The 25,366-nt window shown below is 70.9% G+C and carries 26 protein-coding genes; 22 read left to right on the top strand and 4 right to left on the bottom strand.

Annotated features, from left to right (window positions below; all coding sequences use genetic code 11):
• The first annotated feature begins 16 nt into the window (after positions 1-16).
• From ACYVJ3_RS14385 to ACYVJ3_RS14365, 5 genes are all read left to right on the top strand, one after another.
• Positions 17-571, top strand: coding sequence for an RNA polymerase sigma factor (locus ACYVJ3_RS14385; protein ID WP_460853732.1), 555 nt, complete (start codon positions 17-19; stop codon positions 569-571).
• Positions 568-1,482 (top strand): CU044_5270 family protein, encoded by a 915-nt coding sequence (locus ACYVJ3_RS14380; RefSeq protein ID WP_460853731.1) that lies wholly within the window; start codon positions 568-570, stop codon positions 1,480-1,482. The genes ACYVJ3_RS14385 and ACYVJ3_RS14380 overlap by 4 nt, the downstream gene beginning before the upstream one ends.
• Positions 1,483-1,569: 87 nt before the next feature.
• Entirely contained in the window at positions 1,570-2,571 is a 1,002-nt protein-coding gene (locus ACYVJ3_RS14375; RefSeq protein ID WP_460853730.1) for a ferrochelatase, read from the top strand.
• The gene (locus ACYVJ3_RS14370; protein ID WP_460853729.1) at positions 2,568-3,362 is read left to right on the top strand and encodes an inositol monophosphatase family protein; all 795 of its coding nucleotides are present in this window, start codon (positions 2,568-2,570) and stop codon (positions 3,360-3,362) included. Before ACYVJ3_RS14375 ends, ACYVJ3_RS14370 begins: the two co-directional genes overlap by 4 nt.
• 133 nt (positions 3,363-3,495) lie before the next feature.
• A complete protein-coding gene (locus tag ACYVJ3_RS14365; RefSeq protein ID WP_460853728.1) occupies positions 3,496-3,786 on the top strand; it encodes a DUF4193 domain-containing protein in 291 nt (96 codons plus the stop codon).
• A 56-nt stretch (positions 3,787-3,842) separates the two neighbouring features.
• Here the strand turns inward: ACYVJ3_RS14365 and ACYVJ3_RS14360 are convergent, their stop codons facing one another.
• The gene (locus tag ACYVJ3_RS14360) at positions 3,843-4,148 is read right to left on the bottom strand and encodes a DUF4235 domain-containing protein (RefSeq protein WP_460853727.1); all 306 of its coding nucleotides are present in this window, start codon (positions 4,146-4,148) and stop codon (positions 3,843-3,845) included.
• 40 nt (positions 4,149-4,188) lie between these two features.
• Positions 4,189-4,653, bottom strand: a complete 465-nt coding sequence (locus tag ACYVJ3_RS14355; protein WP_460853726.1) for a DUF3093 domain-containing protein — start codon at positions 4,651-4,653, stop codon at positions 4,189-4,191.
• 53 nt (positions 4,654-4,706) lie between these two features.
• On the opposite strand from ACYVJ3_RS14355, the gene dut reads away from it, so the two are divergent.
• From dut to ACYVJ3_RS14335, 4 genes are all read left to right on the top strand, one after another.
• A complete protein-coding gene (gene dut, locus ACYVJ3_RS14350; RefSeq protein WP_460853725.1) occupies positions 4,707-5,207 on the top strand; it encodes a dUTP diphosphatase in 501 nt (166 codons plus the stop codon).
• Positions 5,204-5,773 (top strand): DUF3710 domain-containing protein, encoded by a 570-nt coding sequence (locus ACYVJ3_RS14345; protein WP_460853724.1) that lies wholly within the window; start codon positions 5,204-5,206, stop codon positions 5,771-5,773. The genes dut and ACYVJ3_RS14345 overlap by 4 nt, the downstream gene beginning before the upstream one ends.
• 1 nt (position 5,774) lies before the next feature.
• A complete protein-coding gene (locus ACYVJ3_RS14340; RefSeq protein ID WP_460853723.1) occupies positions 5,775-6,131 on the top strand; it encodes an OB-fold nucleic acid binding domain-containing protein in 357 nt (118 codons plus the stop codon).
• Positions 6,132-6,231: 100 nt separating this feature from the next.
• Positions 6,232-6,942, top strand: a complete 711-nt coding sequence (locus ACYVJ3_RS14335; protein WP_460853722.1) for a DUF3159 domain-containing protein — start codon at positions 6,232-6,234, stop codon at positions 6,940-6,942.
• Here ACYVJ3_RS14335 and ACYVJ3_RS14330 read toward each other — a convergent pair.
• The gene (locus ACYVJ3_RS14330) at positions 6,939-7,613 is read right to left on the bottom strand and encodes a potassium channel family protein (RefSeq protein WP_460853721.1); all 675 of its coding nucleotides are present in this window, start codon (positions 7,611-7,613) and stop codon (positions 6,939-6,941) included. The two genes, ACYVJ3_RS14335 and ACYVJ3_RS14330, sit on opposite strands and share 4 nt — an antisense overlap.
• 1 nt (position 7,614) lies before the next feature.
• Positions 7,615-8,277: a potassium channel family protein gene (locus ACYVJ3_RS14325; RefSeq protein WP_460853719.1), complete on the bottom strand. Its 663-nt coding sequence runs from the start codon at positions 8,275-8,277 to the stop codon at positions 7,615-7,617.
• Positions 8,278-8,329: 52 nt separating this feature from the next.
• Between ACYVJ3_RS14325 and ACYVJ3_RS14320 the strand changes: the two genes are divergently transcribed.
• The 13 genes from ACYVJ3_RS14320 to ACYVJ3_RS14260 all read left to right on the top strand — a co-directional run bounded on the left by ACYVJ3_RS14320 (position 8,330) and on the right by ACYVJ3_RS14260 (position 25,344).
• Entirely contained in the window at positions 8,330-10,348 is a 2,019-nt protein-coding gene (locus ACYVJ3_RS14320; protein WP_460853718.1) for an APC family permease, read from the top strand.
• Positions 10,345-11,505: a class I SAM-dependent RNA methyltransferase gene (locus ACYVJ3_RS14315; protein ID WP_460853717.1), complete on the top strand. Its 1,161-nt coding sequence runs from the start codon at positions 10,345-10,347 to the stop codon at positions 11,503-11,505. The genes ACYVJ3_RS14320 and ACYVJ3_RS14315 overlap by 4 nt, the downstream gene beginning before the upstream one ends.
• A gap of 166 nt (positions 11,506-11,671) precedes the next feature.
• Positions 11,672-12,088, top strand: a complete 417-nt coding sequence (locus tag ACYVJ3_RS14310; protein WP_460853716.1) for a hypothetical protein — start codon at positions 11,672-11,674, stop codon at positions 12,086-12,088.
• Between the two features lie 46 nt (positions 12,089-12,134).
• On the top strand, positions 12,135-14,003 hold the full coding sequence (locus ACYVJ3_RS14305) for an ABC transporter ATP-binding protein (protein WP_460853715.1): 1,869 nt from the start codon (positions 12,135-12,137) through the stop codon (positions 14,001-14,003).
• 43 nt (positions 14,004-14,046) lie between these two features.
• On the top strand, positions 14,047-14,910 hold the full coding sequence (locus tag ACYVJ3_RS14300) for an LLM class flavin-dependent oxidoreductase (protein ID WP_460853714.1): 864 nt from the start codon (positions 14,047-14,049) through the stop codon (positions 14,908-14,910).
• Between the two features lie 129 nt (positions 14,911-15,039).
• Positions 15,040-17,715, top strand: coding sequence for an aconitate hydratase AcnA (gene acnA, locus ACYVJ3_RS14295; RefSeq protein WP_460853713.1), 2,676 nt, complete (start codon positions 15,040-15,042; stop codon positions 17,713-17,715).
• Between the two features lie 114 nt (positions 17,716-17,829).
• The gene (locus ACYVJ3_RS14290) at positions 17,830-18,723 is read left to right on the top strand and encodes an SDR family NAD(P)-dependent oxidoreductase (RefSeq protein ID WP_460853712.1); all 894 of its coding nucleotides are present in this window, start codon (positions 17,830-17,832) and stop codon (positions 18,721-18,723) included.
• 12 nt (positions 18,724-18,735) lie between these two features.
• Positions 18,736-19,635, top strand: a complete 900-nt coding sequence (locus tag ACYVJ3_RS14285; RefSeq protein ID WP_460853711.1) for a hypothetical protein — start codon at positions 18,736-18,738, stop codon at positions 19,633-19,635.
• Between the two features lie 89 nt (positions 19,636-19,724).
• Positions 19,725-20,417, top strand: a complete 693-nt coding sequence (locus ACYVJ3_RS14280; RefSeq protein ID WP_460853709.1) for a hypothetical protein — start codon at positions 19,725-19,727, stop codon at positions 20,415-20,417.
• A 70-nt stretch (positions 20,418-20,487) separates the two neighbouring features.
• Positions 20,488-21,558 carry a polysaccharide deacetylase family protein gene (locus tag ACYVJ3_RS14275; protein WP_460853707.1) on the top strand — a complete coding sequence of 357 codons (1,071 nt, stop codon included), beginning with the start codon at positions 20,488-20,490 and terminating at the stop codon, positions 21,556-21,558.
• Between the two features lie 25 nt (positions 21,559-21,583).
• A complete protein-coding gene (locus tag ACYVJ3_RS14270; protein WP_460853706.1) occupies positions 21,584-22,012 on the top strand; it encodes an NUDIX domain-containing protein in 429 nt (142 codons plus the stop codon).
• A gap of 186 nt (positions 22,013-22,198) precedes the next feature.
• Positions 22,199-24,115 (top strand): 1-deoxy-D-xylulose-5-phosphate synthase, encoded by a 1,917-nt coding sequence (gene dxs / locus ACYVJ3_RS14265; RefSeq protein WP_460853705.1) that lies wholly within the window; start codon positions 22,199-22,201, stop codon positions 24,113-24,115.
• A gap of 137 nt (positions 24,116-24,252) precedes the next feature.
• The gene (locus ACYVJ3_RS14260) at positions 24,253-25,344 is read left to right on the top strand and encodes a hypothetical protein (RefSeq protein WP_460853704.1); all 1,092 of its coding nucleotides are present in this window, start codon (positions 24,253-24,255) and stop codon (positions 25,342-25,344) included.
• Positions 25,345-25,366: the final 22 nt, after the last annotated feature.

Here is a 25,366-nt window from a genome sequence, read left to right as displayed (position 1 = left end):
CGCACCATTACCGAGTGTGAGCAGCAAGCCGTCCGACACGTTCTCCCTCTGGTTCGAGGACCTGTCGCCGAGGATCTACGCATCGGTACGCCGGCGGGCTGATCCGTCGTTGGCCGAGGACGTGGTGGCCGAGACCTTCCTCATCGCGTGGCGGCGGTTCGCCGACGTGCCGGAGGACCCGCTGCCCTGGCTGTTGGTGGTGGCGCGGAACGTCCTCTCAGACCGACAACGTCGGTCCCGGCGCGCGACCGAGCGCATTGACATCGTTGGCCAGCTCGACCAGGTGGCGGCGCCGAGCGGTGGCCCCGAGCAGGTGGCGGTGGAGCGCGAGCAGATGCTGGGGGCGCTGGCCGTCCTCAGCGAGGCGGACCGCGAGGCCCTCCTGCTCGTCGCCTGGGACGGGCTGACCAATGCTCAGGCAGCGGAGGTCGTGGGGTGCAACCAGCGTGCGTTCGAGGTGCGCCTGTCCCGTGCTCGGGCGCGGCTCATGGCTGCCGTCGATGCGGCTGATGTCGATCAGGAGGAAGCCGCGCGAGCGGGCCGTCCACGAGAGATCCGAGGTGTGCGATGAATGAGCTGGAAGTCATGGAGAAGCTGGTCGCGCTGCGGCCCGGCGACGCGGTCCGCGACGAGTGGGATGCCGCTCGCGAACCGGTTCTCGACGGGATCGTTCATCCGCGGAGGCGTTCTCGCTGGCTCGCGGCGGGTGGCCTGGCCGTTGCCGCGGCGACCGTCGTCGCCGGTGCGGTGCTGCCGGCCGGCAGCCCGGGAGGTCCCTCGCCGTCCGCGGCCTCCGTGCTGCGCGGGCTTGCGGTCACCGCCGGCGATCAGGGGGCGACGGTGGGCCCGCACCAGCTGGCGTACGTCGACCTGGTGACCGAGGAGACCGCCGCGTTCATGACGATGGGGGAGAACCGCACCGGCGCCGGCCACTTCTACCGGAAGGAGTCCCACACCTGGACGGCCCCCGAGGGCACCACGTGGACCTACTCGGTCCCGCAGCGCGGGCAGCGGTCGTGTCTCGCGAGGTTCCCCGCGCCCGCGCCCGCCACGGACAGCTACTACGACATGACCTCCGCAGAGCTCGCCGAGCTGCCGACGGAACCGGCTGCGCTGGCGGCGTACCTCGATGGCCGCCCCTCGGGCGACAACCGCGGGACCACTAACCACTTCGGGGCGGCCGAGGACCTGCTCTGGTCGGGTCTCGCGAGCCCCGCACTGCGGGCCGCGACGTTGCGCATGCTGGCGGCCAGCGATGGCGTCGCGGTGGATGCGGACTCCCGCGACGATCTCGGCCGGGCGGCCGTCAAGGTGACCTATGGGCACGAATCCGCGTTCTTCGACCCGCGGACCTCGGTCCTCCTCGAGCAGCGAACCGATGTCGCACCCGGCGCCTGGGCGCGCACGATCAAGCGCGCGACCGACGTCGTCGACGCTGTGCCGGACCTCGAGCCTTGTCCGCAGGCTCCGCCTGCCGGCTGAGAGCGATGGCTCCGCCGACCTCACTCACACGTGAGTGAGGTCGGCGGTGGTGATCTGGCGGCGTTCGGCCCTCCCTACGATGGAGCCGTGAACGCCGCTCCGCCGTACGACGCGATCCTGCTGCTGTCCTTCGGTGGGCCCGAGGGTCCCGAGGACGTCGTCCCGTTCCTGGAGAACGTGACGCGGGGCCGCGGCATCCCGCGCGAGCGGCTCGAGCAGGTGGGGGAGCACTACTTCCTGTTCGGCGGGAAGAGCCCGATCAACGACCAGAACCGGGCGCTGATCGCGGCCCTCGAGACCGACCTGGCCGACAACGGCATCCACCTGCCGGTGTACTGGGGCAACCGCAACTGGGCGCCCTACGCGGCCGACACCATCGCGCAGATGGCCGCGGACGGGATCAAGCGCGCGGCGGTCGTGACGACGAGCGCGTACTCGTCGTGGTCGAGCTGCCGGCAGTACCTCGGCAACATCGAGGCTGCGGTCGCGGCGGTGCCAGGCGCTCCGGTGCTCGAGAAGATCCGCCCGTACTTCGACCACCCGGGCTTCGTCGACGCGTTCGCGCAGCGCACGATGGACGCCCTCGAGCAGCTGCCCGACGACCTGCGCCACGACGCGCGCCTCGTGATGGTGACCCACTCGATCCCGACCGCGATGAACGACGAGAGCGGACCCGACGGCGGGGCGTACGTCGCCCAGCACGAGGAGATCGCGCAGAAGATCAGCTTCGCCGTGTGGCGGGAGGTGGGTGGGGCCCACATCTCCGACCTCGCCTACTGCTCCCGCTCCGGTTCCCCCCGTACGCCGTGGCTCGAGCCCGACGTCAACGACCACCTCGAGGCGCTCGCGGCCGAAGGCGTCAAGGCGGTCGTGATCGTGCCGATCGGCTTCGTCTCCGACCACATGGAGGTCGTCTACGACCTCGACACCGAGGCCCTCGCCACCGCCGAGCGGCTGGGCATCACCGCCGTTAGGGCCGGCACTCCTGGCACTCACCGCTCCTTCGTGGCGGCGCTCCGCGAGCTCGTCGTCGGCCGCGCGGTCGCCGAGAAGTGCTGCGGCGCCGGCTGCTGCCTCCCGCGCGCATGAGCGTCTCGCCGGTCGCGCTGCGGGAGCTCGCCGAGGCGGTCGCGCGGGAGGCAGGCACCCTCATCGAGTCGTACGCCGGCAGCGTCGGTGTGGCAGCGACCAAGTCCAGCTCCGTCGACGTCGTGACCGTCGCGGATCGTGAGGCCGAGGAGCTGATCCGCGAGCGGCTCCTGGCGGCCCGTCCCGACGACGCGATCCTGGGCGAGGAGGGCGACGACCACCCGGGCACGACGGGCGTGCGCTGGATCGTCGACCCGATCGACGGCACCGTGAACTTCCTCTACGGCCTGCGGGAGTACTCCGTCTCGATCGCCGCCGAGGTCGACGGCGAGGTCGTGGCCGGCGTCGTGCTGGACGTCGCCAACGGCCGCCTGTACGCCGGTGACACCGAGACCGGTGTGCCCACGCGCGAGGGCACGCCGCTCGGCGTACGTCCTCCGGTGCCGCTGGCCCAGCGGCTGGTCCTCACCGGGTTCTCCTACAGCGCCGAGGTGCGCGCGATCCAGGGGGCGGCCGTCGCCCGGTTGCTGCCGCAGGTGCGCGACATCCGGCGACACGGATCGTGCGCGCTGGAGCTGTGCCACCTCGCCGAGGGATCCGCCGACGCGTACGTCGAGGAGGGCATCAACCTGTGGGACCACGCCGCCGGCGGGCTGATCGCACGACTCGCGGGCGCCCGCCTCGAGATCACCGTCGGGGCGGGTGGCGGCGACCTCGTCGTCTGTGGTCCCGCTCACGGATTCGCCGAGCTGTTGCAGGCCGTTCACGCGGCCGGCTTCGCCCGGGAATAGCCTGCGCGCACACGCTGTTCGGCAGGGAGCGACACGGTGCTTGGGGTACCGGTGTCGCGGTGCAACCACAGATGGTGCACAATCTGCCGCGCTGAGGGGTCAGTCCACACAGCTGAGGAGAAGAGGATCTGTCATGGCGACCGATTACGACGCACCGCGCAAGAACGAGGACGAGCAGTCCGAGGAGAGCATCGAAGAGCTCAAGGCGCGCCGCCACGACAAGAACTCGGGCAAGGTCGACGAGGACGAGGTCGAGGCTGCTGAGGCTTTCGAGCTTCCGGGCGCCGACCTGTCCAACGAGGAGCTCGCCATCGAGGTGAAGCCCAAGCAGGAGGACGAGTTCACCTGCATGAGCTGCTTCCTGGTGCACCACCGTTCGCAGCTGGCCGATCCGAAGAAGATGATCTGCCGCGACTGCGCGTGAAAACGTCAGAACCGGGCGAGCCGATCACGGCTCGCCCGGTTCTTCGTTTTCGACGGTCAGGCGTCCTTGCGCAGCGGCGGCGGCAGCTGACCGGTGGACTTCACGTAGTAGTTGGCGGCACGGCGCTGGGCGACCATCTTCACCAGCGCGACGATCGTGCCGCTGGCGGCAGCCCAGGCGACGGCCTCGGCGATCTGGACGTCGGGATCGGCCGGGTTCTCGGGGGGCTGCTTGCCGGTCGCGGCCTTCCAACCGGCGTTGAGACCCTTCTTGGCGACGGTCGCGCCGCCCAGCCCTGCGACGAGCGCCATCAGGGACCAGACCTTGGAGCTCTCGCCCTTTGCCTTGTTCTTCTTGCCCATACCGGGAGCCTATGGCATCCGGCGAGGTGCGGGTCGAGCGTCAGCCCTGCGGACGGGCGGCGGTCAGCGCCTGCGCGAGCGCGTCCGCGTGGCGCGAGCTGACCAGCCAGTACGGCGTCGGGTCGGCCGGGTCGAGGATCTCGACCTTGACCGCGCGCTTGAGGTAGGGCCGCAGCATCAAGAAGGCGCGGACGTCGGCATCGCGGCCGGCCACGTCGCGCGTCTGCTGGGCATCGAGAGCCGTCACGGATCCGACGTACGACGTCTCGATCTTGGCGCGCCCCGCGTGGAACCAGCCGTCGGCGACGATGACGCGGGCATCGCCGTACCACCAGAGGCAGGCGCCGATCAGGACGAATGCGAGGGCGGTGGCGATCCACGCGGTCGGACCCGGGATGGCCACGACGATGGTCAACCAGAGGATGGCGACGGCCATCGTTCCCTGGGCCCACCAGCGGAGCGGTACGCCGAGCCGCTCGTGGTAGGTGCCGGGCGCGCTGCTCACGGGGAGAATGCTCCCATCCGCGCTGTGGGCGCCGACGGTTAGGGTTCCGTCTCGTGTCGTCCACAGCTGTTCCGCCGCACGATCTGGAGATCGCCGTACGCCGCCTCGACCAGGGGCTGCCGCTCCCGGCGTACGCCCATCCCGGCGACGCCGGCGCCGATCTGGTGACGACCGTCGACGTCACGATCGCGCCGGGGGAGCGTGCGCTGGTCCCGACCGGCATCGCGATCGCGCTGCCCGAGGGGTACGTCGCGCTGATCCACCCCCGCTCCGGGCTGGCCGCCAAGCACGGTCTCTCCATCGTGAACACGCCCGGCACCGTCGACGCCGGTTATCGCGGCGAGATCAAGGTGCTGCTGATCAACCACGACCCGGTCGAGGCGATCACGCTCAACCGCGGTGACCGGGTCGCGCAGCTGGTCGTCCAGCGGTTCGAGCGCGCCCTCTTCGTCGCCGTCGACGACCTTCCGGACAGCATTCGTGGTGCGGGCGGTTACGGTTCTACTGGGGTCGGCAGCACGCCGGCCCAGGACCATCGGGAGACGACGAAGTGACGAGTGACGAGACGCGGGCCGCAGGCCCCTACGACGCCGAGGCGCTGCCCGAGGACGACGTGGAGCGGATCGACCTCGGCTCCCTGCTGATCGCGCCGTTCATCGGCCGCGACCTGCGGGTGGCCTTCGACGAGCAGACCGGCGAGGTCCGCGGTGTGCAGCTGGCCGGCGAGGACGCCGAGGTCGACCTGCGCGCGTTCGCGGCGCCCCGCAACGGCGACCTGTGGAGCGAGATCCTGCCGCAGATCGCCGCCGAGACCACCCGTCTCGGTGGCAACGTGACCGAGCAGGAGGGCCGGTTCGGCACCGAGCTGCTCTGCGAGGTCGTCAACCAGCAGGCCGACGGCACCGCGGCCCGTCAGACCGCCCGCGTCGTCGGCATCAACGGCTCGCGCTGGTTCCTGCGGGCGACGTTCACCGGCGCCGCCGCCGTGGCTCCCGAGGCGATCGAGGCCTGGGACGAGGCACTCGCCCAGACCGCCGTACGCCGTGGCGCGCAAGCGCTCCCCGTCGGCGAGCCGCTCGAGCTGAAGCTGCCCGAGGGCCTGCAGCAGGTCGAGTCCTGACATGCCGCGCAAGGGAGTGCTCCGCTCGCTGAGCAAGTGGGCCAACACCATGGAGATCGACGCCCGCGACCTGCGCAAGGCGATCAGCGACGCCGGCGTCATCTGCATCTCCGAGGCTCCCGACCGTGAGCAGGTGCGCCTGCGCGGCACCCTGCGGACCGTGACGCTGCGCCCTCGCGGCGGCGTTCCCGCCCTCGAGGCCGACCTCTTCGACGGCAGCGACGCGCTGACCGTCGTGTGGCTCGGCCGGCGTCGGATCGCCGGCATCGAGCCGGGCTGCTCCATCGAGGTGCAGGGGCGGATCGGCCGGTACGACGGCGTGCGGATCATCTACAACCCGCGCTACGAGCTCCTGTGAGGGCGCGCGCGGCCGCCTCGACGCGGCAGATGACAGCGGCCTGTCGCTCTGAGGCCGCGGTCGCCCGAACGAAGCTGTCGGACCTGTGAGGGCGCGCGCGGTGACGGACGAGTCGGTGGCGCACGAGCACCCCCACGTCGGCGTGGACACCGTCGAGGCGCTGGTCCGCAAGCAGCTCGCCGACTCGCTGGGTGGCCGCCGCGGGATCCTCGAGGCCGCGATCCCGGGGCTGGTGTTCACGCTCGTGTGGCTGCCGACCAAGGACCTCAAGATCGCGTTGGTCGCGAGCCTGGTGATGGCAGTCGGCGCGCTCGCCGTACGCCTGGTCCAGAAGGGTCCGACGCAGTACGTCTTCAACGCGCTGTTCAGCATCTTCATCGGCTGGATCTTCGTCCGGATGGCGGCCGGCAGCGGGGGAGACGCCAACGACCAGGCGCTCGCCTACTTCCTGCCCGGGATCCTGATCAGCCTCGGCTACTCGATCGTCCTGGGCATCAGCTGCCTCGTCCGCTGGCCGATGCTCGGCTTCATGCTCGGCGCGGCCACCGAGGACCCTGTCGGCTGGCACGCCAACCCGCAGGTCGTGAAGCTCTGCAGCCGGCTCACCTGGGTGATGCTGCTGCCCGGCGCGGTCGGCGTGGCGCTCCAGGGGCCCGTCTGGGTGATGGGGCACCAGGGCGCGATCAGCACCAGCACCGCCGTCAGCATCATCGCGGTGCTGCGGCTCGGCCTCGGCTGGGCGCTGCGCATCGGCAGCTGGGCGGCCATGATCTGGCTGCTCGGCCGCAACGCGACGCCGTTGGAGGTCTAAGCCTCGGGGTGGCTGCCCGGTGCGAGCAGGCTCTCCAGGGCGTCCTCGGCCTCGGCCGGTACGACGAAGAGCAGCTCGTCGCCCGACTCGACCGGTTGGTCAGGCGTGGGGGCGTAGACCTGGCCGTCGCGCAGGATCGTCACGAGCGCACAGTTGTCGGGCAGCGGGATGCTGCCGCTGGGCTTGCCGATGTACGGCGAGTCCGCGGGCAGCGTCATCTCGACGAGGTTGGCGTTGCCCTTGCGGAACTCGAAGAGCCGCACGAGGTCGCCGACGCTGACGGCCTCCTCGACGAGCGCGGACATGATGCGCGGGGTCGAGACGCTGACGTCGACGCCCCAGGCCTCGGTGAACAGCCACTCGTTGTTCGGGTGGTTGACCCGGCCGACGGTGCGCGGGACGCCGAACTCGGTCTTGGCCAGCAGGGCGGTGACCAGGTTGACCTTGTCGTCTCCGGTGGCGGCGATGACCACGTCGCAGTGCTCGAGGTGGGCCTCCTCCAGGGACGAGAGCTCGCACGAGTCGGCCAGCAGCCACTCAGCGGCGGGCACCCGCTCGGGACGGATCGAGGTCGGCGACTTGTCGATGAGCAGGACGTCGTGGCCGTTGGTGATCAGCTCGCGGGCGATGGAGCGGCCGACGGCGCCGGCTCCGGCGATGGCTACACGCATGTCAGTGGTCCTCCGGGCCGTTCTCGAGCACGGCGTACACGCTGGAAGCGTCCGCCTCGCGCATCACCAGGTGCAGCATGTCGCCCTCCTGGATCTTGGTCTCGCGGGTGGGCAGCATGCCCTCGCCGAGCCGGTCGATCCAGGCGATGCGGCTGCCGGACTTGATCTGCAGGTCGATCATCAGCTGACCGATCCAGGGCTCGGGAACCATGATGTGGTCGACCCGGATGGTGCCCGACGGGTCCCGGAAGTCCGGCTCGGCACCGGCCGGCAGCAGCCGGCGCAGGACCTGGTCGGCGGTCCACTTGACCGTGGCGACGGTGGTGATGCCGAGGCGCTGGTAGACCTCGGCGCGGCCCGGGTCGTAGATGCGGGCGACGACCGAGGAGATCCCGAACGTCTCGCGGGCGACGCGCGCGGCGATGATGTTGGAGTTGTCGCCGCTCGACACGGCGGCGAAGGCGTCAGCGCGGCGGATGCCGGCCTTCTCGAGCACCTCCTGGTCGAACCCGACCCCGGCGATCTTGTCGCCGTTGAAGCCGGGACCGAGGCGGCGGAACGCGTCCGGCTCGGTGTCGATGATGGCCACGGTGTGGTTGCGGTCCTCGAGGCTGCGCGCGAGCGTCGAGCCGACGCGGCCGCAGCCCATGATCACGACGTGCACGGCTTCAACCTAGGCCATCCGCGGCCGTAGGGGGTGCCGTAGGGTGCCGCCCGTGGGTGTCGGCGATCTTTCCAAGCGAGTAGTGCTCGGCCGCAAGCTCCGCAGCGCTCAGCTGGGTGAGACCTTGCTGCCGAAGCGCATCGCGCTGCCGGTGTTCGCCAGCGACGCGCTGTCCTCGGTGGCGTACGCGCCGGACGAGGTCTTCATCATGCTCTCGGTCGCGGGCCTGAGCGCCTACGCCTTCAGCTGGAAGATCGCGATCATGGTCGCGCTCGTGATGCTCGCGGTCATCGCGTCGTACCGCCAGAACGTGCACGCCTACCCGTCCGGCGGTGGCGACTACGAGGTGGCCACCGTCAACCTCGGCCCGTACGCCGGCCTCACGGTCGCCGCAGCCCTGCTGGTCGACTACGTGCTGACGGTCGCCGTGTCGATCTCGTCGGGCGCGAACTACGCGGGCGCCCTGGTGCCGGCGCTGCACGACCACGTCGAGCTGCTCGCGGTCGGGCTCGTGGTGGTCCTGACCGCCATGAACCTGCGCGGCATCCGCGAGGCGGGCACGGCGTTCGCGATCCCGACGTACGCCTTCATGGCCGGCATCATCGGCATGGGCGCCTTCGGGCTGTTCAAGCTGTTCACGCACACGCTGCCGCACGTCGAGAGCTCCAAGTACGACATCGTCCCCTCGCACGGCGGCGCCGGCGACCTCGGCGGCATCGCCCTGGTCTTCCTGCTGATGCGGGCGTTCTCCTCCGGCTGTGCCGCGCTGACCGGTGTCGAGGCGATCAGCAACGGCGTGCCTGCCTTCCGCAAGCCCAAGAGCAAGAACGCCGCGACCACGCTCATGCTGCTCGGCGCGATCGCGGTGACGATGATGATGATGATCATCGTGCTGGCCCAGCGGATGGGGCTGCGCTACGTCGACCCCGACGAGATGCACCGCCTGACGGTCAACGGCAAGCCGCTCGGTGACGGCACCGTGCAGGACGCCGTCATCGCCCAGATCGCCAAGGCGCTGTTCTCGGACTTCCCGCCGGGCTTCTACTTCATCGTCGCGGTGACCGGCCTGATCCTGGTGCTGGCAGCGAACACCGCGTTCAACGGCTTCCCGGTGCTCGGGTCGATCCTCGCCCAGGACGGCTACATGCCGCGCGCCTTCGGCTCGCGCGGTGACCGGCTCGCGTTCAGCAACGGCATCCTGTTCCTGGCCGTGATGGCGATCGTGCTGATCGTGGCCTTCGAGGCGCAGACGACCAGGCTGATCCAGCTCTACATCGTGGGCGTCTTCGTCTCCTTCAACCTCAGCCAGCTCGGCATGATCCGGCACTGGACGCGCGGGCTGAAGAGCGAGAGCGATCCCGCCGTACGACGGCGGATGCAGCGCTCGCGCATCATCAACGCCTGTGGCCTCACCATGACCGCCGCCGTGTTCGTCGTCGTGCTCATCACCAAGTTCCTCGCCGGTGCGTGGATCGCGATCCTGGCGATGGCCTTCTTCTGGATGCTGATGGCCGCCATCAAGCGCCACTACGACAACGTCAACCGTGAGCTCGCCGCCGACGACCAGGACAAGGTCATGCCGACCCGGGTCCATGCGGTCGTGCTCGTCGCCAAGCTGCACAAGCCGACGCTGCGTGCGCTGGCCTTCGCACAGGCGACCCGGCCCAACACGCTCGAGGGCCTCTACGTCTCGGTCGACGCCGACGACACCAAGCGGCTGATGGAGGACTGGGAGATCCGCAACATGGGGATCCCGCTCAAGCTGCTCGACTCGCCCTACCGCGAGGTCGTCAAGCCGATCATCGACTACGTCCGCTCCATCCGCCGCGAGAGCCCGCGCAGCGTGATCGCGGTCTACATCCCCGAGTACGTCGTCGGTCGCTGGTGGGAGCACCTGCTGCACAACCAGACCGCGCTGCGGATCAAGGGACGACTGCTCTTCACGCCCGGCGTCATGGTCACCTCGGTTCCCTACCAGCTCCAGTCCTCCAAGGTCGGTCTCGAGCGGGCCGAGCAGGAGGAGCGTCGCGTGCGCCCCGGCGACCTGCGCAGCGGTCGGGCCCGGCGTTGACGCGCCGTCCTGCCCGCCGGTCCACGCGCCGCCCCCGTGAGCGGCAGGCGCGGGGCGAGTCCGTCGTCGGTCGGCGCTTCGAGGTCGTCGTCGGTCCGGTCGCCCACGGCGGCCACTGCGTCGCCCGGGTCTCGACCGGGTCGACCGCCGCTGACGGGTCCGAGGAGACCCGGGTGGTCTTCGTCCGCCACGCGCTGCCGGGGGAGCGGGTCGTCGTCGAGCTGACCGAGGGCACCGAGGGCGACCGGTTCTGGCGCGGGGACGCCGTCTCGGTGCTCGAGCCGTCCGCCGACCGGGTGGAGGCTCCGTGCCGGTACGCCGGCCCCGGTCTGTGCGGTGGCTGCGACTTCCAGCACGTGGCCCTTCCCGCCCAGCGATCGCTGAAGGCGGCCGTCGTGCGCGAGCAGCTCTCGCGGCTCGCGGGCCTCGATCTCGACGTCGTGGTCGAGGCCGTTCCGGGCGACACCGACGGCCTCCGGTGGCGCACCCGCCAGCGCTACGTCCCACTGCCCGACGGCGGTCGCGGCATGCGCAAGCACCGCTCCCACGACGTGGTCCCGGTCGACGAGTGCCTGCTCGAGGCGCCCGCCGGACCGGCGTACGACGTGCGCGGGCGGGAGTTCCAGGTCGCCGGCGACGGCTTCTGGCAGGTGCACCCGGGCGCGCCCGAGGTCCTGGTCGCCACCGTCCTCGACCTCCTGAAGCCGCAGCCGGGGGAGTCCGCGATGGACCTCTACGCCGGCGTCGGCCTGTTCAGCGCGTTCCTCGCCGACGCGGTCGGCTCGCCCGAGCGGGTGCTGGCCGTCGAGGGCGACCGTGCGGCGTCGGACCTGTCGAAGATCAACGTGCCCGGCATCGAGGCCGTCCCCGGCGACGTGGCCTCGGTCCTGTCCATCCGCGACGAGCACCGCGAGGAGCACTACGACGTCGTGGTGCTCGACCCGCCCCGTGAGGGGGCCAAGCGCAAGGTCATCGACCAGGTCGTCCGGCGTACTCCCCGTGCCGTGGCGTACGTCGCCTGCGACCCCGCCGCCCTCGCGCGCGACGTCGCGATCTTCGCCGAGCACGGCTATCGCCTCGTCAGCCTGCGCGCCTTCGACCTCTTCCCGATGACCAGCCACGTCGAGTGCGTGGCGCTGCTCGAGCTGGCCCGCTGACGCCCCGGACCATTCCGACGACAAGCTCGACGCCGAGTGGTCCGAATCCGGGCCTCGCGCTGCGACCTTCCAGTCGAAGTGGTGGCGATGGCGGTGTCGGTGCCGTCCGGCGCGATGGGACGGCCTGACCGCATCGTCCGTGGACCCGCCTGGGACAATCAGTCCTGTGCTGCGTCGTCTGCTGGGTCGGGTCCGTGTCGTCCTCGTGATCGGGCTGACGGTGGGGCTGCTCGCCGCCTGCGGTGGCCCGCCCGACTTCCACGGCGGCCCGGGCGAGGTGCGGGCCTCGCCGCTGGACTTCGGCCAGGGGCAGGCGAACCACCCGGCCAACATCACCGTCGACGGCACCGGGCTCTTCATCTTCACCCAGGGCATCCGGAAGGTCGGCGACGGCTTCGAGGTGAGCCTGAGCGCCATCCCGAACCCGTCCGGTCCACGGCCGTCGGGCAATGCGGTGCAGGGTTGGTACGCCAAGGGCGACACCATGCAGGTCGCGGGCCTGACCGTGACCGTCCTGAGGATCTACCCCGGCGACGGGGAGTCGGGCTGGGCCGACGTACGCGTCACCCGCACGTCGTCCTGACCGTGCGGGAATGGTTTCGAGCTGAGCGGGTTGTGCTGATGTGAGCATGGAGCAGATCGCCTGGAACCAGGTCTACCGGAGCATGCACGGGCCGGACGAGCGACGGGCGTTCAACCGGGCCACGGCGGCGCGGATCCTGCGCTTCGCCCGCCCGCACCGGCGCAAGCTGATCGGCTTCGTCGTGCTGAGCGTGCTGACCGCTGGTCTGGCGGTGGCGACCCCGGTCCTGGCCGGCAAGGTGGTCAACGCGATCGTCGAGGGCGACCAGCGACGTACCGTCGTCATCCTCGCCCTGGTCATCGCCGGCCTGGCCGTGGCCAGCGCCGCGATGGGCCTGACCTCGCGTCTGCTCTCGGCCAGGATCGGCGAGGGGCTGATCCTGGACCTCCGCACCAGCGTCTTCGACCACGTCCAGCGGATGCCGATCGCATTCTTCAGCCGCACCCGGACCGGCGCCCTGGTCAGCCGGCTCAACAACGACGTCATCGGTGCCCAGCGTGCGTTCAGCTCGACGCTCTCCGGTGTCGTCGCCAACCTAGTCTCCCTGGTGCTCACGCTCGTCGTGATGCTCGGGATCTCGTGGCAGGTCACGCTGCTGGCACTGGTGATGCTGCCGGTGTTCGTCGTCCCCGCCCGCCGGATGGGCAGCCGCTTGGCCGGCATCCAGCGCGAGGCCGCCGGCCACAACGCCGCGATGGGCGACCAGATGACCGAGCGGTTCTCCGCGCCGGGCGCGACCCTGGTCAAGCTCTTCGGCCGGCCGCAGCAGGAGTCGGTGGAGTTCGCGAGCCGAGCCGAGCGGGTGGCCGAGATCGGCGTGCGTACGGCGATGGTGCAGACCACCTTCGTCACCGCGCTGACGCTCGTCTCGGCGCTCGCCATCGCGGTCGTGTACGGCGTCGGCGGGTCCCTGGCCATCGACGGCTCGCTCGACGCGGGCGACGTGGTCGCGCTGTCGCTGCTGCTCACCCAGCTCTACGCACCGCTGACGGCGCTGGCGAGCGCGCGGGTGGACGTGATGAGTGCGCTGGTCAGCTTCGAGCGGGTCTTCGAGGTCCTCGACCTCGAGCCGCTGATCCAGGACAGCCCCGACGCGCGCACGGTTCCGGAGGGCCCGGTCGAGGTCGAGCTCGACGACGTCCACTTCGCCTACCCGAGCGCCGACAAGGTCTCGCTGGCATCCCTCGAGGCCGTCGCCACCCTCGACACCCGCGGCGGCGAGGAGGTGCTGCACGGCATCTCGCTGCGCGCCGAGCCCGGCCAGGTGATCGCCCTCGTCGGCTCGTCGGGCGCCGGCAAGTCGACCATCGCGCAGCTGGTCTCGCGCTTGTACGACGTCGATGCCGGCGCCGTGCGGCTGGCCGGCGTCGACGTACGCGACCTGACGGCGGAGTCGATCCGCGCCACGGTCGGGATGGTGACCCAGGACGGCCACCTCTTCCACGACTCGATCCGCGGGAACCTGCTGCTGGCGCGACCCGAGGCGACCGAGGACAACCTGTGGGACGCGCTGACCCGGGCGCGGCTGGCGGACATGGTGCGCAGCCTCCCCGACGGGCTCGGAACGGTCGTGGGGGAGCGCGGCTACCGGCTCTCGGGCGGCGAGCGGCAGCGGCTGACGATCGCCCGCCTGCTGCTCAAGCAGCCCCGCGTCGTGATCCTCGACGAGGCGACGGCGTCGCTCGACTCGACCTCGGAGGCTGCCGTCCAGGCGGCCCTCGACGAGGCGCTCGACGGGCGCACGGCACTGGTCATCGCGCACCGGCTCTCCACGATCCGCGCCGCGGACGTGATCCTCGTGGTCGAGGGCGGCCGGATCGTCGAGCGGGGCACCCACGACGAGCTGATCGCCGCCGGCGGGCGCTACCGCGAGCTCTACCGGACCCAGTTCGCGGACCCGGCCCTTCCCGTCTGAGTCCCCGCCTTGCCTGCCAGCAGGCCAGGAGCAGGATGGGGCCATGCGACACGGAGTGGTGATCACGCCCGTCCGGCCCTGGCGACAGCTGGCCGACGACTTCCGGCTGATGGAGGAGATCGGGTACGACGTCGCGTACGTCTACGACCACCTGACCCATCCGACGGCGGCAGGCGGGTGGCTGGCCGAGGCGTTCTCCACGCTCGCCGCCGCAGCCGGCGTCACGACGCGGATGGAGCTCGGCACCCTGGTCGCCTCGGCGACGCTGCACAGCCCGGTCTCCCTGGCTCGCCGCGCCGTGACGGTCCAGGACGTCTCGGGCGGGCGCCTGGTGCTGGGCCTGGGAGCGGGCGCGCCGTTCTGCGCGATGGCCGACCGCGACGAGGTCGTCACGCCCGCCCAGATGTCGCAGCGGCTGGCCGACGTGGTGGTCGGCATGCGCGCGGTGCTGGCCGGTGCCACGCAGTGGCAGGGCGCGACCCGTTCGTTCTCGGGCCTGGAGACGATCGCGCTGCCCGAGGGCACCGAGGCGCCGTTCCTGATGCTGGCCGCGCACGGACCCAAGGCGCTGCGGCTCGCGGCCACGCACGCCGACGGCTGGAACACGTACGGCGGACCCGGCTCGACCACCCTCGACGCCGGGGCCTACTGGCGGCTCGTGGGGGAGCAGGTCGACCGGTTCGAGCAGGCGTGTGCGGACGTCGGGCGCGACCCCGCGTCCGTACGTCGCTCGCTCCTGCTCGGCTTCGGCACGGTCAAGCCGACGGTCGGCGTTCCGGCGTACGAGGACGCCATCGGGCGCGCGGAGGAGCTGGGGTTCGGGGAGCTCGTCGTCTACGGCCCGTTCGGTGAGCCGGGCGATCCGTTCCACTCCTCGCTCGACGTGCACACCGCTGTGTTATCTTGACGTCAAGATAAATCTTTCCGGGTAATGACAGGGATAAGGTTCGCCTCACTTCCCACGCCGCCCGACGCGGCGGCAGGATGGGCGACAGGGACCAATCCCGACCGATGAGTCGACGAGGAGACAACGCGGATGGCCAGCGTGAACAGCTTCGGTGCGAAGAGCACCTTGGACGTGGACGGCAAGTCCTACGGCATCTACCGGCTCGACGCGGTGACCGGTGACGGTCTCGACGTCGCGAGCCTGCCCTACTCCCTCAAGGTGCTGCTGGAGAACCTCCTGCGCACCGAGGACGGCGCGGACATCACCGCGGACGACATCAAGGCGCTCGCCGGCTGGGACGCCGACGCCGAGCCCGACAAGGAGATCCAGTTCACGCCGGCGCGCGTGATCATGCAGGACTTCACCGGGGTCCCGTGTGTCGTCGACCTGGCCACGATGCGTGAGGCCATGGCCGACCTCGGTGGCGACGCCACCAAGATCAACCCGCTCGCGCCGGCCGAGATGGTCATCGACCACTCCGTCATCGCCGACGTCTTCGGCACGCCCGAGGCGTTCGAGAAGAACGTCGAGATCGAGTACGAGCGCAACCGCGAGCGCTACCAGTTCCTGCGCTGGGGCCAGGGTGCGTTCGACGACTTCAAGGTCGTCCCTCCGGGCACCGGCATCGTGCACCAGGTCAACATCGAGCACCTCGCTCGCGTCGCGTTCACGCGTGAGGTCGACGGCGAGCTGCTGGCCTACCCCGACACGTGCGTCGGCACCGACTCGCACACCACCATGGTCAACGGCATCGGCGTCCTGGGCTGGGGCGTGGGCGGCATCGAGGCCGAGGCCGCGATGCTCGGCCAGCCGGTCTCCATGCTGATCCCGCGCGTGGTCGGCTTCAAGCTGACCGGCGAGCTGCACGAGGGCTCGACCGCGACCGACCTGGTCCTCACGATCACCGAGATGCTGCGCCAGCACGGCGTCGTCGGCAAGTTCGTCGAGTTCTACGGCGAGGGCGTCTCGGCGCTGCCGCTGGCCAACCGCGCCACGATCGGCAACATGAGCCCGGAGTTCGGCTCGACCTGCGCGATCTTCCCGATCGACAGCCAGACCACCGACTACCTGCGCCTCACCGGCCGCTCCGAGGAGCAGATCGCGCTCGTCGAGGCATACGCCAAGGAGCAGGGCCTCTGGCTCGACCCGTCGGCCGAGCCGCGCTACTCCGAGAAGCTCGAGCTCGACCTCGCGACGGTCGTCCCCTCGATCGCGGGCCCCAAGCGTCCCCAGGACCGCATCGAGGTCACGGCCGCCGCCGAGGCGTTCGCGGCGGCACTGCCGACGTACTCCACCGAGCCCGGCCTGAAGGTCCCGGTCACCCTCGAGGACGGCCAGTCCTTCGAGCTGGAGAACGGTGCGGTCGCCATCGCCTCGATCACCTCCTGCACGAACACCTCCAACCCGTCGGTCATGATCGGTGCTGCCCTGCTGGCCAAGAAGGCCGTGGAGAAGGGCCTGCAGCGCAAGCCGTGGGTCAAGTCCACCCTCGCGCCCGGCTCCAAGGTCGTCAGCGACTACTACGCGAAGGCCGGCCTCACGCCGTACCTCGACAAGCTCGGCTTCAACCTCGTCGGCTACGGCTGCGTGACCTGCATCGGCAACTCGGGCCCGATCATCCCCGAGGTCTCCGCCGCGGTGAACGAGCACGACATGGCCGTCGTCTCGGTGCTGTCGGGCAACCGCAACTTCGAGGGTCGGATCAACCCCGACATCAAGATGAACTACCTGGCGTCCCCGCCGCTCGTCATCGCCTACGCGCTGGCCGGCAACATGAACGTCGACCTGTTCAACGACGCGCTCGGCCAGGACCAGGACGGCAACGACGTCTTCCTCAAGGACATCTGGCCCACGCCGCAGGAGATCGAGGAGACGATCGCCCAGGCGATCAGCTCGGAGATGTTCACCAAGGACTACGCCGACGTCTTCGCCGGCGACGACCGCTGGAAGTCGCTGCCCACCCCGGAGGGCAACACCTTCGCGTGGGACGAGAAGTCGACCTACGTCCGCAAGCCCCCGTACTTCGAGGGCATGCCCGACGAGCCGGCTCCGGTCACCGACATCGACGGCGCGCGCGTGCTGCTCAAGCTGGGCGACTCGGTCACCACCGACCACATCAGCCCGGCCGGCGCCATCAAGAAGGACTCGCCCGCGGGCAAGTACCTCACCGAGAACGGCGTCGAGCAGCGTGACTTCAACTCCTACGGCTCGCGCCGAGGCAACCACGAGGTCATGATCCGCGGCACGTTCGCCAACATCCGCCTGCGCAACCAGATCGCGCCCGGCACCGAGGGTGGCTTCACGCGTGACTTCACCCAGGCCGACGGCCCGGTGGGCTTCATCTACGACGCCTCGGTCAACTACCAGGCTGCCGGCATCCCGCTGGTCGTCCTGGCGGGCAAGGAGTACGGCTCCGGCTCGTCGCGTGACTGGGCGGCCAAGGGCACCTCGCTGCTGGGCGTCAAGGCCGTCATCGCCGAGAGCTACGAGCGCATCCACCGCTCGAACCTCATCGGCATGGGCGTCATCCCGCTGCAGTTCCCCGCGGGCCAGAACGCCGACAGCCTGGGCCTGACCGGCGAGGAGACCTTCTCCATCACCGGCATCACCGCCCTCAACGACGGCACCACGCCCAAGACGGTGAAGGTCAAGGCCGGTGACGTCGAGTTCGACGCCGTCGTCCGGATCGACACCCCCGGCGAGGCCAACTACTACCGCAACGGCGGCATCATGCAGTACGTCCTGCGGAACCTCCGCAAGGCCTGATCAAGCCGCTCCGGAACGCCCTGTCGCACACGTTGCGGCGGGGCGTTCCTGCGTTGGAGGACCGTTGCTGACCGATCGGTCAGGGAGGCGTCGCAGGTCGCTACGATGACGCGCATGGACATCGGTCTGCTCCTCCAGACGCCGCACGCAGCGATCGCCCGGGTCACGCGACGCGTCACCGGCGGCGCCAGCCCGCTGGCGGGCCGGACCGTGATGGTCACCGGTGCGTCGTCGGGCATCGGGCGCGCGACGGCGTCGGCCGCCGCCGAGCGTGGTGCGCACGTCCTGCTGGTCGCCCGGCGGGCCGACGACCTCGCCGCGGTCCGTGCCGAGATCGTGGCCGCCGGCGGCATCGCCGAGACGTATCCGTGCGACCTCACCGACGGCGACGCCGTCGATGCGCTGGTCGCGGCGGTGACCGCGGAGCACGGCGCGGTCGACTACCTGGTCAACAACGCGGGGCGCTCGATCCGCCGCTCGCTGGACCTGAGCTACGACCGGTTCCACGACTTCGAGCGCACGATGGCGATCAACTACTTCGCTCCGGTCCGCCTGACGATGGGTCTGCTGCCGGCCATGCGCGAGCAGCGGTTCGGCCACGTCGTGAACATCCTCAGCTGGGGCGTGCAGATCAAGGCGCCGAAGTTCGCGGCGTACCTCGCCTCCAAGTCCGCGCTCGACGTCTTCTCCCGGATCGCCGGCCGCGAGACGTTCTTCGACAACGTCACCTTCACCAACATGCGGGTCTCGACGGTGAACACCGCGATGACCGCCCCCACGGAGTCGTACGCCGGCAAGGGACTCTCGCCGGAGACGGTCGCCGAGCGCGTCGTACGAGCCCTGGAGGACCGCCCGCTCACCGTGAACACGCTCTTCGCCGACGCCTACGAGGTGCTCAACCTGGTCGCTCCTCGGCTCGCCGACCTGGGGATGGCCGTGGCCCACCGGAGGACGCCGGACTCGGCGGCGGCGCGCGGCACCCTCGACCGCACGGCGCCACGCGCCTAGGCTGCGGCCACCATGACTGCTTCCGTCGCGCCCGCGCTCCGCACCGTCAAGAGGTCGGTCGTCGCGCCGGCCGGTCCCCGTCGTCCGCTCAGGCTCCGTGGCCTCGTCACGGTCGTGACGTTCCCGGTGCGGGCGGCGATCGCGTTCGGCCAGGCCAGCATCGGTGTCTCGCAGCTCGTCCAGCCCGATGGTCCCGTCCGGCTGCTGCACCTGCTCTCCGCGGTCACCGCGCCGGGCCGTCCGCTCGGCCAGGCCCTGCAGCACGGCGGCGTCGTCGACCGGGTGCTCGACGAGAACGGTGTGCTGTCGCGGCTCTCCCAGACCGGCGGTGTCCTCGACCGCCTGATCGCGCCGGGCGGGTTGGTCGACCGGCTGCTGGCGCGGGGCGGCACGATCGAGCGCCTGATCGCCGCCGACGGCCTGGTGGAGCGCCTGCTGGTCCAGGACGGCCTGGTCGACCGGCTGCTCGCGAGTGACGGCACCGTCGACCGGCTGCTCGCCGAAGGTGGCACCGTCGACCGGGTCATCGCTCCTGGCGGAGCCCTCGACCGGATCGTGGCCGTCGACGGCCCGCTCGATCGGCTGCTCGCGCACGAAGGTGCCGTCGACCGGATGCTCGAGCCGGGCGGCGTCGTCGACCGGCTGCTGGCCCGCGAGGGCGTGCTCGAGCAGCTCGTCGCCGAGGGTGGTGTGCTGGAGCGGCTCGGCGACCTGGTCGAGAACATCGACGGTCTCGGGCCGGTGCTCGCGTCCCTGGAGCGGGTCGTGGACGGCATCGACAACTCGGTGAAGGGCCTGGACCACAACCTCGAGGAGCTCGCCGTCGCGCTCGTGCCGCTCAGCGAGATCGCCGTGCGCGTGCCCGGCGCCAAGAAGCGGCTCGCCGCTCGGCAGGCGGCGACCTCCAGCTGAGGGGTGGCCGGCCTGCATCCCTTCAGGCCGCTGGCCGCTCCCGGCGCGGGAGGCGGCGTACGACGCCTCGGCCTTGGCACGATGGATCGGTGCGTTCCACTGTTGCTGCTGCCGCCGTCCTCCTCGGGCTGATCGCCGTCTCCGGCTGTGACGCCGCCACGCTCGACGCCACCGATGCCTCGTCGACCGCTCCGGCGCTGACCGCCCAGCCGTCCGTGCCGTCGTCGCCGACGAGCACGCCGAGGACCAAGAAGCCGAGCAGGAGGCCCGCGACCTCTGCGCCCGCGACCGACCCGGCCCCGACCGGTGAGCCCAAGCCGACCGCGATGGCCACCGACACCGCCAACCCCGGGGCCAGGAGTGCGGGCGTGCCGACGACGTACGCCGCCGCCCACGCCCGGCTGGCCGCGCTCAGGTCGGTCCACCACCCGACGCTCGCACGGTTCTCGACCCCGGGCGACGCCGTCTACTGCGTGCTGCGGGACCCCTACATCCCGGTCTCCTGCGAGCTCCGCTCGGGCGCCATCCGCGATCCCGGCGTGTGCGGGCAGTCGATGGCCGACTCGGTCGGGCGAATCCAGATCGGTGACGACGGTGCCGTGCCGCAGTGCAACACCGACACCATCCGTGAGCCCGGCGCGCCCACCGTGGCCCCGCCGTCGGTCATCAGCAACGGCTCGATCACCTGCGCCGTCGAGAGGATCGGCGTCACCTGCGTGAACACCCGCACCCATGCCGGCTTCTTCCTGACCCCGGGCAAGTACGCCGCCTTCTCCCACTGAGCGGTCTGAGCGGCGACGCGCCGCAACCTTCCGCGCGCTCCACGCATCCCACCTGGTGGAGGTGGTCGCGATGGATGCCGTCGTCAGGGTGCGCGGTCTGGTGCTGGCGCTGATCGCCGTCGCATCGCTCGCCACGGCAACAGCGTGCTTGCAGCCGTTCACGACGACGCGCCCGTCCGCCACGTCCGGCGCGCCGACCGCGCCCACCACCACCGCCTCGCCCGCGCCCGTCGCGGCCACCCCCGTGACCGACCTCGTCCGGTGGCACGGACCCGTGGAGGGCGTGTTCGTGCACCCGCTCGTCCTCCAGCCGCGTCTGGCGTTCCGTGGCGACGCGCTGGGGCGGGGCTTCGAGGACTACTTCGTGACGTCCCACGAGTTCGCCCAGCTGCTCGACCAGCTCTGGAAGCACGGCTGGACCCTGGTGGACATCCACGACGTGGCGGCGCGGACCGTCGAGGTGCCGCGAGGACGCAAGCCGCTGGTGCTGATCGAGGACGACGTCAACTACTACCGCTACTTCGAGGGGCGTGGCCTGGCGCGCCGTCTGGTCCTCGACCGCGACGGGGAGGTCCGGGCACAGCTCGACGACGGCAGCCTGACCGACCAGGACGTCGTACCGATGGTCGACGCCGAGGTCGCTGCGCACCCGGAGTTCTCGGCCGAGGGCGCCCGGGGCGTCCTCGCGGTCACCGCGTTCGAGGGCCTGCTGGGGGAGCGGGACGCCGGTACGCCGACCGGGCGGGCGCACCTGGCTCCGCTCGTCGCGGCGCTGAAGGCCGACGGCTGGACGTTCGCGAGCCACACCTACGGCCACATCGACCTGACCCACACGTCGCCGAGCGCGATCCTGGCCGACGACGCCAGGTGGCACTCGATCGCCGATCCCGTGCTCGGGAAGGTCGACGTCCTGGTCTACCCCTTCGGCTCGCGACCGTCCGACGCGATGGCGGCGGCGCTCGCCCGCAGCGACTTCCCGATCCAGATGGACATCGACGTCCGCGCCACGCTGCGCCACGTGGGACCTGCCACGATCATCAGCCGCCGGCACGTCGACGGGCTCGCGTTCGACGCACCCGGCCGGCAGGCGCCGTTCTACAGCGTCGCCGCCGTGCGCGACCCGAGGCGCCCGCCGGGGTGACGGGCCAGGCGCTAGCGTGAGACGCATGACCGGTTTCGCCTGCGTGATCCTCGTCGACCCGCAGGGTCGGGTGCTGCTCCAGGAGCGCGACGAGAACCCGCGGATCGCTCCGGACAAGTGGGGCCTGTGCGGTGGCCACCTCGAGCCGGGGGAGTCCGAGTCCGAGGGTGCCGTGCGCGAGCTGGCCGAGGAGACCGGCGTGCGTCTGGAGCCCGGCGCCGTCGAGCACTTCGCCACCTTCGAGGTCTTCCACCCCGAGACCGACTCGCTCGACACGTTGGCGGTCTTCGCTGCCGCGACGAGCCTCACCGACGCCGACATCGTGCTCGGCGAGGGACGTCAGATCGTCTTCGTCGAGCCCGGGCGGGCACGTGCGCTCGACCTGTCCGACTCCGCCGCGCTCGCGGTACCGGCGTTCCTCGACTCCGACCTCTACCGCCAGCTCTGTGCGTGACCCGGGCGCCTGAGGTGGTGGGGGCAGCGAACCTTGAGTGCCCTGCGTGCCGAGAAGGCGCCCCTCGCTGCGTTGTCGTCAGTCGACGGGCCTCCGGCCCGCCTCCCTCCTCCGCCTTGCGATGGACACCTTCTCGGCACGCAGGGCACTCAAGGTTCGCTGCCCCCACCACCTAGACTGACGCCCATGGCTCTCCTCGACCAGATCAGCGGTCCGCGCGACCTGCGCACCCTGTCCGAGGACGAGCTGACCGCGCTCGCCGAGGAGATCCGCGACCTGCTGATCCGCACCGTCGCGACGAACACCGGCCACCTCGGACCGAACCTCGGCGTCGTCGAGCTGACGCTGGCGATCCACCGCGTCTTCGACTCGCCGCACGACAAGGTCGTCTTCGACACCGGCCACCAGTCCTACGTCCACAAGCTCGTCACGGGTCGCGCCAAGGACTTCGGCACGCTGCGGCGTGAGGGCGGCCTGAGCGGCTACCCGAGCCGCGCCGAGTCCGAGCACGACCTGGTCGAGAGCTCGCACGCGTCCGCCTCGCTGTCCTACGCCGACGGCCTGGCCAAGGCGTTCCACATCAAGGGCGAGGACCGCCACGTCGTCGCGGTCATCGGTGACGGCGCGCTGACCGGGGGAATGGCCTGGGAGGCGCTCAACAACATCTCGATCGCCAAGGACTCGCGCCTGGTCATCGTGGTCAACGACAACGGCCGCTCCTACACCCCGACCATCGGTGGCCTCGCGACCGCGTTGACCGGCCTGCGGACCAACCCGCGCTACGAGCAGACGCTCGACATCGTCAAGCAGCGCGTGAGCTCGCTGCCGGGGGTCGGGCACGCAGCGTACGACGCGCTCCACGCGGTCAAGAAGGGCCTGAAGGACGCGCTCGCTCCGCAGGGCCTGTTCGAGGACCTCGGACTCAAGTACGTCGGCCCGATCGACGGCCACGACCGCCAGGCGATGGAGCAGGCGCTGGCGCACGCCAAGCGCTTCAACGGCCCCGTGATCGTGCACGCCATCACCCGCAAGGGCCAGGGGTACGACCCGGCGCTGCGCCACGAGGCCGACCAGTTCCACGCGCCCGGGCCGTTCGACGTGCAGACGGGCGCCGAGAAGCCCAAGGGCCGCATCTGGACCGACCACTTCGCCGACCACATGGTCGAGCTCGGTGCTCGGCGCGCCGACGTCGTGGCGATGACCGCGGCGATGATGCACCCGGTCGGCCTGGACAAGTTCCAGCAGCTCTACCCCGACCGGACCTTCGACGTCGGCATCGCCGAGCAGCACGCCACCACCTCGGCGGCCGGTCTGGCGATGGGCGGCCTGCACCCGGTCTTCGCCGTCTACGCGACCTTCCTCAACCGCGCCTTCGACCAGGTCCTCATGGACTGCGCCCTGCACAAGTGCGGCGTGACCTTCGTCCTCGACCGCTCGGGCGTCACCGGCGACGACGGCGCCAGTCACAACGGCATGTGGGACATGTCGATGCTGCAGCTGGTCCCCGGCCTCCGGCTCGCGGCGCCCCGCGACATCGCGCGCATGCGTGAGCTGCTCGACGAGGCCGTCGAGGTCGATGACGCGCCGACCGTCGTACGTTTCCCGAAGGGGCCGCCGCCGGAGGACATCGAGGCCGTCGACACGATCGGCGAGGGCCGCGACCGCATGGACGTCCTGGTCCGCGAGGGCGACCCCGACGTGCTCGTCGTCGGCGTCGGCGCGATGGCCACCACCGCCGTCGAGGTCGCCGCGCGCCTGCACGCGCAGGGCATCGGCGTCACCGCCGTCGACCCGCGCTGGGTCAAGCCGGTCAACCCCGCGCTGGTCGACCTCGCGCGCGAGCACCGCCGCATCGTCACCATCGAGGACAACGGCCGCGTCGGCGGCGTCGGAGCCGTCCTGCTGCAGACGCTCAACGACGCGGGTGTCCAGCGACCGGTCCACCTCCACGGCATCCCGCAGGAGTTCCTCGACCACGCCAAGCGCGCGGTCATCCTGGAGCGCGTGGGGCTGAGCGCCCAGAGCATCGCGCTCGACGTGGTGCATGCGATGACCGCCGACGGCGAGACCATCGCCCTGATCGACGCGGACGGTCCGCGCTGAAGCGCACGCTCGCGGGGGCACTTCTTCTCGGTCTGCTCCCGCTCGCCGCCTGCTCGAACAACTCACCGGACTACTACGCCAGCACCCTCGACGACGTCACGTGGTCGATCAACCAGAACCTGCACCGTCGTGCACGCATGCTGAACGACGACGACATCGATGGCTTCCTGCGCACCGTCGCGAGGGGCCGGATCGTCCGCGCGCAGCGCACCTACTACGACAACATCCAGCAGCTGCCGATCGAGGTCCTCAGCTACGCCGTGGTCGACGGCACCGTCGCCAAGGGCCCCACGACGGACAGCTTCTGGGCCGAGATCCGCACGACCACCCAGCTCGAGGGGTACGACGACAAGCCGGTCAACAGCTACGACCGCTGGCTGTTCAAGCCGACCCCGGACGGGCGTCGCTACCTCCTGGCCTCCACCACCGATCCGGGGTGGGAGGAGAGCCACGACATGGGCACCCAGCCGTGGGAGGTCGAGCATGTCCATGTCGGCGAGTACGGCAACGTGCTCGGCATCTTCGACTCAGCCACGGCCGCCGACGCCGACCGCGTGCTGAAGACCGCGTCCGACGCCAAGGACGACGCGACCCTGGCGATCCCGGCGGCGAACACGGCCGGCACCAGCTGGGGCACGGTCGTCTATGCGCTCAGCGACCAGAAGATCATCGACCAGCTCGGCGGCGAGACCGTCGGTGATCCCGACCGTGTCGATGGCCTGACCATCGCGATCCCCGCCGATCTCGACGACCCGGCCAAGGGCACGGCCGGCTACCGCGTCGCGTTCAACCCGCGGGTGCTCAGCCAGCCGGAGTCGGTCTTCGCGCGGCTCGCGCGCCACGAGATGACGCACGCGACCCTGCGGGGCCGGGGTGACGGCGCGCCGCTGTGGCTGACCGAGGGCGTCGCCGAGTGGGTCTCGGTCCGTCCGATGATGAGGTCCGAGCGCCGCCTGCCGACCAGCGCGCTGACCGTCGGCGCCACCGCGACCTCACTGCCGACCACCGCCGACTTCGCCGGCCCCAACGCCGAGGCCTGGTACGCCGTGTCCTGGTGGGTGTGCGAGTACATCGCGCGCACCAGCGGGTCCTCGATGCTGTGGACCCTGCTCGACCGGTTGGCCGGGGGAGCCGACCAGGACGAGGTCATCCCCGAGCTGCTCGGCATCACCCCCGACCAGCTCGTACGCCGCGGCGTGGCACTGATGGCGGCGACGTACCGCTCCTAGCGTCGGCGGGCGCGACCGGGTC

The sequence above is a fragment of the Nocardioides montaniterrae genome (genome assembly GCF_054782655.1).
This window is presented reverse-complemented; position numbering and strand designations above follow the sequence as displayed.